A 7,124-nucleotide genomic window follows, 5' to 3' on the forward strand; every position below is an offset into this window, starting at 1 on the left:
CTTCTTTGAATATATACAACATTCTTGTTAAAGTTTGTTAATTTTTTTAACAGTAAAGTTTAATTAAAATTAAATTCCTCACATATTTTTCAAAAGACTCGACATATTTAAGGTAATAAATTTATAAAAAAACACTTACTATATTATAGTAAGTGTTTTTTTAGACTATCTTATCATTGACATCATATTGTCTACTCTAGCTGCATGCATCATTCTTCTACCGGCTCTTCTCATTGTTCTTCTAGTTCTTCTATCAATTTGTGGCATAATCATCATACTTACTGCTGTACCTATAACAGCACCTGCAGCCATTCCTCTAATTAATCTACCCATAAATAACACCTCTTTAATAAAATTTTATTTGTTTCTGATGCTATTTTTATGTTATGTAGTTTATTTATTTTTAAACTAAGAAATTTATGGCTATGTGCACTATATTATGCCTAATGCTGATTTTGCTAAAAGATCTGCCTTATCATTAAATCTATCTCCTGAATGACCTTTTACTTTTTTAAATCTTATATTTATCTCATTCATTTTTTCTTGCATAAATTCATGATATTCTGCTGTTATTTCATTATTTCTTTTCCATGTTCCAAGAGCCCAAGATTCTATTCCTTGGTAATCAAAAACTATGGATACAGACTTATATCCATTTTCTATTGCATATTCAACTGCCTTTTTAGCACCCAGAACCTCACCTGAAACATTTCTAAGTGGAATTGCCTTCTCATCAAAGCCAACACCATTGTCCTCATAAATAATTTCTCCATTATTTATTGCTAAAAGCCCATATGAAAAGTTTCCTTTTTGTACAGAAAAGCTTCCATCAACATAAATAGTTAAACCCTCTTCTGCTACAAAGCTCTCAGAAGAAACATCTTCATTATCACACTTACTTATATTATTTGATTTTATTTTTTTTGTACTTTTATTACTTCCGCCTTCTATATTTAAAAGAATAAATTCCTTCGCTTCATCCATTGTTTTAAAACTTTTATATATAGCACCTTTGCATCCTATAACTTCGGCTTTGCATTCATCCCAAGTTGTAAAAATTTTAGGTACACCTGATTTTCCTTTAAATACTGAATAATACTTTGCCATACTTTGCTCCTTTTTAATTTACAATACACTTAATTGTTCTACAACATTATAAACCTTCTCCACATTTCTTGCACCTGTGAATCCTGATACATAATCAAGTCCACTCTTTAAAACTAATATTAATTCATTTTTACCTGACCAATTTTCAACTATTACCTTTAAAGGAACATCATTAGCTATTCTATTTAATGCAAAGAAAAGGACAGCTAAATCATCAATCTTACCTATAAAAGGTATATTACTTGGTATCATATCTGTTGGACAAACTATATATGCTATAGATCCAGATACTGCAAGTTTTGTTTTAAGTGGCACTCTATCATCCTTTAATAGTCTAAATATTAATGCTGCTAAATCTGGTATTAAGAATAAATAATCTGAATATTGTTTTGCATTATCAGGTAATTTATTTTCTACTTTTTCTTTAGTAGCGTTTCTTCCTACTGAATAATAATCATCTTTTTTATCAGTATCTTGAAGTACTTCTTTTATTTCTAGAATTTCTTTTTCTTCAATTAATTCTTCTATTTCTTCATCTATATATTCTTTATTATATCTAGTAACACTATCTTTTAATCCTAAAGCTTCTGTAGATACTATATCATTACTATTAATCTTTTCTATCGCTTCTTCTTTTTCTGAAACTTCATCTTTTTCAAATTTATTAATTATCTCACCTATGTTTACAGTTATATCATTAACATTAGCTACAATAACATTTCCTTTTATGTATGCTTCTTCAACACTTACTTTAACAAAAGGTACTTTTTCTAAAATTTGATCTATATCAACTGTTAATCTATCTTTAGTTGCATCTATTCCAATATCACCTGCAGCTTTTAATCCAATTTTTAAAGCTAAACTTCTAAAAACTTTAAAGATTCCAAGCTTGTACACTTTCAGCTTAGAAAATCTTCCAATTATTTTTCCATTTTCTACTCCAAGTTCATCTATAATTGCTTCAAAATTTATTTTTAATCCCTTAGTAAAACTACCTTTAATTAAAACATTATTATTTATAATTACTTCATCTAAAATTAATCCTTTTACGTGAACAAAGTCGTTTACAATACTTAAAATATCTTTTCCTGTAAGGTTTACGCATACCTTTGATATATTCATAAAATTTTCCTCCCCCAAATATTCTGTTATTCATTTAATTTTACCCTTTTATAGTTAGAATGTAAATTATATATAATCTAAGTAATATTTTTAAATAATAATTTTTATAAGAGTCTATGTCTTAATATGGTATTGAAATATAGAACAAAAAATTATAGATGAAATCGTCCATCTGTTATACTCAATACATCCCACATGTTATTTTTTAGAAATTATGTTATAATAAGTTTCATAAAAACTATAATATAATAGACAATAATATTTAATTATTAGGTAATTGTTTATTAAACTAACCTATAAATAGGATTTTTTGAGGTGAATTGATGTTTTTAATTCGTAAAGCTATTCCTGATGATGCATTGGGAATAACTATAGTAAACGTGTATACGTGGAAAATAACCTATACAGGGTTGATACCTGATGAACTGATTGATAAAAGAATTGATAGCCTGAAATATTTAGCTAAAGAAATAAGAGAAGATATAGAAAAGAATAATAATTTCATTGTGGCGTCTATTGAAAATACAATTATCGGATTCTGTAGTTACGGAAACTCAAGAAATGAATCATTTATGGATTCAGGAGAAATTAATGCACTTTATGTACTTCATGGTTTTCAAGGCGAGGGTCTGGGTAAAGAGCTGTTTTTAGCTGGCGCTAAGGAATTAAAACATCTAGGATATTCTTCAGTAATAATAAATTGTCTACAAGGAAATCCATCTATAGAGTTTTACAAACATATGGGTGGAAATGTTGTATCAGAAAGAAAAGATAAAATCAAAGGTACAGTTATTACTGAAGATATTATATATATTAAAATATAAGGATAGCCTATATAGAATTTTATAAAGACAATATTAATACTATACAAATCTAACAGAAAACGGACAAGTTTACACTTGTCCGTTTAATTGTTGCTATTTATAAACAATAATTTAAAGTATAGCCCAGTTTTAAAATGCCGGAATAACCGCTCCATCATATTTCTCATTTATAAAGTTTTTAACATCCTCTGATGTTAAAGCTTCTGTTAAGTCTTTAATCTTTTGGCTATCTTTATCAGCTTCTTTAACAGCTATAATATTTGCATATTGTTCTGCTGCTTTTGAGTTCTTATCTTCTACAATAAGCGCATCATTTTTAACTGAGAATCCAGCATCTATTGCATAGTTTCCATTTATAACAGCTACATCAACATCATCTAATGCTCTTGGAATTGCAGCTGCTTCTAATTCTTTAAATTCAAAATTTTTCTTATTTTCCGTTATATCCTTTGGAGTTACAAGCTCTCCCTCTTTAACCTTTATAAGTCCATGAGATTCTAAAAGTTTAAGTGCTCTTGCTTCATTTGATGGATCATTTGGAATTGCTATAGTTGCTCCATCTTTTAAATCCTTAATATCTTTTATAGTTTTTGAATATAATCCTAATGGCTCTAAATGAACTTTTGCTGTATAAGTTAATCCCAAATTCTCAGCTTCATTTTGTTTATTCAAATATGGTATATGTTGAAAGAAGTTTGCATCTAAACTTCCTTCTGATAATGCCTTATTAGGTGTAACATAATCTGTAAATTCTTTTATATTTACTTTATATCCCTTTTCCTCTAACTTAGGTTTTATATGTTCTACAATCTCCTTATGTGGAACTGGTGTAACTCCAATTGTTATTGTTTTGTCATCTTTAGAACTGCCCCCGCATCCTACTAACGCTAATGATAAAACTCCTACTAAAACTGTTGATATTAATCCTCTCTTTTTCATATTGAAAATCCCCCTTATTATTTATTGCTTTTTGCTAAATTTAATTTTTATTTTGAAAGTTTCTTATAAAAATAATTTCCTAAAGTCTGTAAAACTTGAACTATGATTATTAAAAGTATTACTGTTACTATCATATAATCTGTTTCATATCTATGGTATCCATATCTTATAGCAACATCTCCAAGTCCTCCTCCAGCTACTGCCCCTGCCATAGCTGAATATCCAATTACGCTTATTATTGTTAATGTTAATCCGGAAATCATAGCTGGTATTGCTTCTTTAAACATTACCTTAAATATTATTTGACTATCTGTTGCCCCAAATGATTTTGCAGCTTCAATTACCCCTTTGTCCACTTCTCTTAATGCACTTTCTATTATTCTTGCAATAAAAGGTGCTGTTGCAATAGCAAGCGGAACTATCATAGCCTCTTTTCCAACAGTTGTCCCAACTATCAATTTACTAAGTGGGAATAATGCTACCATAAGTATTACAAATGGAAAACTTCTTAAAATATTTACTATAAAATCTAATACTCTATATACACTTTTATTTGTCTTTAATCCATCTGGTGCAGTTAGTGTAAGAACTATGGCTATTATAATTCCAGCTATTAATGCACAAATTGTAGATAATATTACCATATAGGCCGTTTCACCTGTAGCTTTTAATATTTCTTCAAACATCTATAATACCTCCCACTGAACATTCTTTCTTCTTAAATAATCTAATATACAGACCTCATCTTCCCTATTGATACTTATAACTAAACTTCCAAGTACATCCCCTCTAAATCTTTCAAGTTTGCCCCAAACTATTGAAAAATCTTTATTTGTATCCTTTGCCATCTTAGTTATAAGCGCATTCTCTGAGAAGTCTTTTGGAAAGAATATTTTTATATTGACTCCATCATCAGGTAATATATCTACATCGTCATCCCCTAAGAATTTTTTAAGTGAAAGTCCTGGCTTTAAGAATAAATCTGCTGACTTACCTTGTGCTTTAACTACTCCCTCTTCTAAAAGTGTTATCTCTTCGCATACCTCCTTAACAACTTCCATTTGGTGGGTTACTATAACTATTGTTATTCCAAGTTCTTTATTTATTCTTGATAATAGTGATAGTATATCTTTAGTTGTCTTTGGATCTAGTGCTGATGTTGCTTCATCACATAATAAAATCTTTGGTTCTAAGGCTAGTGCTCTTGCAATTGCCACCCTTTGCTTTTGCCCCCCACTAAGCTCAGCTGGCTTGCTACTCGCTTTATCTTCTAGAGATACTAATCTTAATAATTCTAATACTCTCTCATTTATCTTTTCTTTGCTAAATCCCCAAACCTCTAAAGGTAATGCAATATTTTCATAAACATTCTTACGGCTTAAGAGGTTAAAACTTTGAAAAATCATTCCAAGGTCTTTTCTAAGTTCCCTTATCTCTTTTTTATTTAATGTTTTAATCTCCTTTCCCATTACTTTTATTGAACCTGAATCATAACTCTCAAGCCCATTTAAACATCTTAGCAATGTTGATTTACCTGCCCCACTATGTCCAATTATTCCATATATCGCTCCTTTCTTTATCTCTAATGATATATCTTTTAAAACCTCTGATTTTCCAAAATTCTTTTTTATGCTCTCTATCTTTATCATAAATTTTGCCCCCTTTTATGAAAATAAATAAGAGTAGAAAAATACCTTTTAATGATTCTTTAACTCTTGGTTAAAGAATAGGTTTCTTCTACTCTTTGCATCTTAAATTTAATAAAATAAAAAATGCACTAGAGAATAAATCCCTAGTGCATGATATAATCACCCTATTAATTCATTCTCTCATCTATCAGCAATTATCTTGCTGCAGGATTTAGCACCACACATAACAATAAAGTATAAATACTCATAACAAATAAACTCCTCACTCTTGAAGAATCTATAATTGAACATTTAGTATTGTCCGTAGGTTGCCGGGTTTCATAGGGCCAGTCCCTCCACCACTCTTGATAAGAAACCTATTATTTAGTTTTAATATTCTAATTTTAAAATTTTTTTCAAACTTCTTGTATATTAATATAATATTAAAAAAAAGTTTTGTCAATAATAAATTTCCAGTAATTTATCAATGTTTTTATAATATTTTTTCTAGACAGATAAAATCCCCGTCTTTTCCTTGAAGATTTATCACTCCAACCTCTTCATATCCACTTCCTATATATAGCTTCTTAGCTCTTATATTTTCAGTGTTTGTATCTAGTCTTATATGTGATAATTCACGTCGTCTGCATTCCTCTTCAATAAACTTTAAAAGTCTTTTTCCATTACCACTTCTTGAAAACTTGGGACTTACCATTAACCTATGTATAACTAAAGCTTTTTGTGAATTACTCCATTTTAGTTTTTTATAATTTATATCTTCAGAGCTATTTAAAACTACAGTTCCAACAATATTATTTTTTATATTATATTCTGAATCCTCAGATTCCATTACAAATAAATCTCCATTTTTAAGATCCATTTCAAAATCTTTAATAGTTGGATATTCCTTTGTCCAATTAAGCCCTGTCCCTACACCGCTTTCTAATACCTCATCTATCATTAGTTTTATTTGATTTAAATCCCCATACTTAGCTACCCTAAACTTCATTATATCCTCCATACTAATTAAAATATTTCTGTTTCTTCCTCAATATCTATAATTTCCCCTTCAATGTTTTCTTCTAAGAAATCTAATATCTTCTCCTTTGTAGAATGTGCTATTTTTACATTGCCACATACAGCTGCTATACCAATAACCATAAACTTATGATCATCTTGCTTATCAACTTCTCCAACTGATATGTTAAATTTATTTTTTAATCTTTGAGTAACACTTCTAACTATCATTCTTTTTTCTTTTAAGGAACCTACCCAAGAATTTCTTATTGTTATTTTCATAAGTAAAATATCCATGTTTAAACTTCCCTTCATCTAATTAATTGGTTCTGCATTAATTCCGTAATTTGTATATATTTATAATAATATAAATTTATAATATTATAAATTATAATAATAATAATTTCACAAAAAATAATCAGGTTATTCATTAATTATATTATTTATGAATAACTTGATACTTATTACAAACTTTCATAACATTTAT

At 28.5% G+C, this 7,124-nt stretch carries 9 protein-coding genes and 1 riboswitch; of the genes, 1 reads left to right on the forward strand and 8 read right to left on the reverse strand.

Features of this window, described 5'->3' with window-relative positions; genetic code table 11:
* Positions 1 to 165: 165 nt before the first annotated feature.
* From JOC62_RS08195 to JOC62_RS08205, 3 genes are all read right to left on the reverse strand, one after another.
* Positions 166 to 333, reverse strand: coding sequence for a YtxH domain-containing protein (locus JOC62_RS08195; protein ID WP_204594770.1), 168 nt, complete (start codon positions 331 to 333; stop codon positions 166 to 168).
* A 99-nt stretch (positions 334 to 432) separates the two neighbouring features.
* The gene (locus tag JOC62_RS08200) at positions 433 to 1,107 is read right to left on the reverse strand and encodes a ribonuclease H1 domain-containing protein (protein ID WP_204594771.1); all 675 of its coding nucleotides are present in this window, start codon (positions 1,105 to 1,107) and stop codon (positions 433 to 435) included.
* Positions 1,108 to 1,125: 18 nt separating this feature from the next.
* Entirely contained in the window at positions 1,126 to 2,229 is a 1,104-nt protein-coding gene (locus JOC62_RS08205) for a YkvA family protein (RefSeq protein WP_204594772.1), read from the reverse strand.
* Positions 2,230 to 2,552: 323 nt separating this feature from the next.
* Between JOC62_RS08205 and JOC62_RS08210 the strand changes: the two genes are divergently transcribed.
* A complete protein-coding gene (locus tag JOC62_RS08210) occupies positions 2,553 to 3,053 on the forward strand; it encodes a GNAT family N-acetyltransferase (RefSeq protein WP_204594773.1) in 501 nt (166 codons plus the stop codon).
* A 129-nt stretch (positions 3,054 to 3,182) separates the two neighbouring features.
* Here the strand turns inward: JOC62_RS08210 and JOC62_RS08215 are convergent, their stop codons facing one another.
* The 5 genes from JOC62_RS08215 to JOC62_RS08235 all read right to left on the reverse strand — a co-directional run bounded on the left by JOC62_RS08215 (position 3,183) and on the right by JOC62_RS08235 (position 6,934).
* On the reverse strand, positions 3,183 to 3,992 hold the full coding sequence (locus JOC62_RS08215) for a MetQ/NlpA family ABC transporter substrate-binding protein (protein ID WP_204594774.1): 810 nt from the start codon (positions 3,990 to 3,992) through the stop codon (positions 3,183 to 3,185).
* Between the two features lie 47 nt (positions 3,993 to 4,039).
* On the reverse strand, positions 4,040 to 4,678 hold the full coding sequence (locus tag JOC62_RS08220; RefSeq protein ID WP_204594775.1) for a methionine ABC transporter permease: 639 nt from the start codon (positions 4,676 to 4,678) through the stop codon (positions 4,040 to 4,042).
* A complete protein-coding gene (locus JOC62_RS08225; RefSeq protein ID WP_204594776.1) occupies positions 4,679 to 5,641 on the reverse strand; it encodes a methionine ABC transporter ATP-binding protein in 963 nt (320 codons plus the stop codon).
* 177 nt (positions 5,642 to 5,818) lie between these two features.
* Positions 5,819 to 5,995: riboswitch (SAM riboswitch) on the reverse strand.
* A gap of 118 nt (positions 5,996 to 6,113) precedes the next feature.
* Positions 6,114 to 6,629 (reverse strand): GNAT family N-acetyltransferase, encoded by a 516-nt coding sequence (locus tag JOC62_RS08230; RefSeq protein ID WP_204594777.1) that lies wholly within the window; start codon positions 6,627 to 6,629, stop codon positions 6,114 to 6,116.
* 17 nt (positions 6,630 to 6,646) lie between these two features.
* Positions 6,647 to 6,934, reverse strand: a complete 288-nt coding sequence (locus tag JOC62_RS08235; protein ID WP_204594778.1) for a DUF503 domain-containing protein — start codon at positions 6,932 to 6,934, stop codon at positions 6,647 to 6,649.
* Positions 6,935 to 7,124: the final 190 nt, after the last annotated feature.

The sequence above is a fragment of the Clostridium sardiniense genome (assembly GCF_016907995.1).
GTDB lineage: Bacteria > Bacillota > Clostridia > Clostridiales > Clostridiaceae > Clostridium > Clostridium sardiniense.

Excerpts from the sequence above, each read along its gene's own strand:
- JOC62_RS08200 (WP_204594771.1), bottom strand. The coding sequence starts at position 1,107 with ATGGCAAAGTATTATTCAGTATTTAAAGGAAAATCAGGTGTACCTAAA.
- JOC62_RS08210 (WP_204594773.1), top strand. The coding sequence starts at position 2,553 with ATGTTTTTAATTCGTAAAGCTATTCCTGATGATGCATTGGGAATAACT.
- JOC62_RS08205 (WP_204594772.1), bottom strand. The coding sequence starts at position 2,229 with ATGAATATATCAAAGGTATGCGTAAACCTTACAGGAAAAGATATTTTA.
- JOC62_RS08215 (WP_204594774.1), bottom strand. The coding sequence starts at position 3,992 with ATGAAAAAGAGAGGATTAATATCAACAGTTTTAGTAGGAGTTTTATCA.
- JOC62_RS08230 (WP_204594777.1), bottom strand. The coding sequence starts at position 6,629 with ATGAAGTTTAGGGTAGCTAAGTATGGGGATTTAAATCAAATAAAACTA.
- JOC62_RS08195 (WP_204594770.1), bottom strand. The coding sequence starts at position 333 with ATGGGTAGATTAATTAGAGGAATGGCTGCAGGTGCTGTTATAGGTACA.
- JOC62_RS08225 (WP_204594776.1), bottom strand. The coding sequence starts at position 5,641 with ATGATAAAGATAGAGAGCATAAAAAAGAATTTTGGAAAATCAGAGGTT.
- JOC62_RS08220 (WP_204594775.1), bottom strand. The coding sequence starts at position 4,678 with ATGTTTGAAGAAATATTAAAAGCTACAGGTGAAACGGCCTATATGGTA.
- JOC62_RS08235 (WP_204594778.1), bottom strand. The coding sequence starts at position 6,934 with ATGGATATTTTACTTATGAAAATAACAATAAGAAATTCTTGGGTAGGT.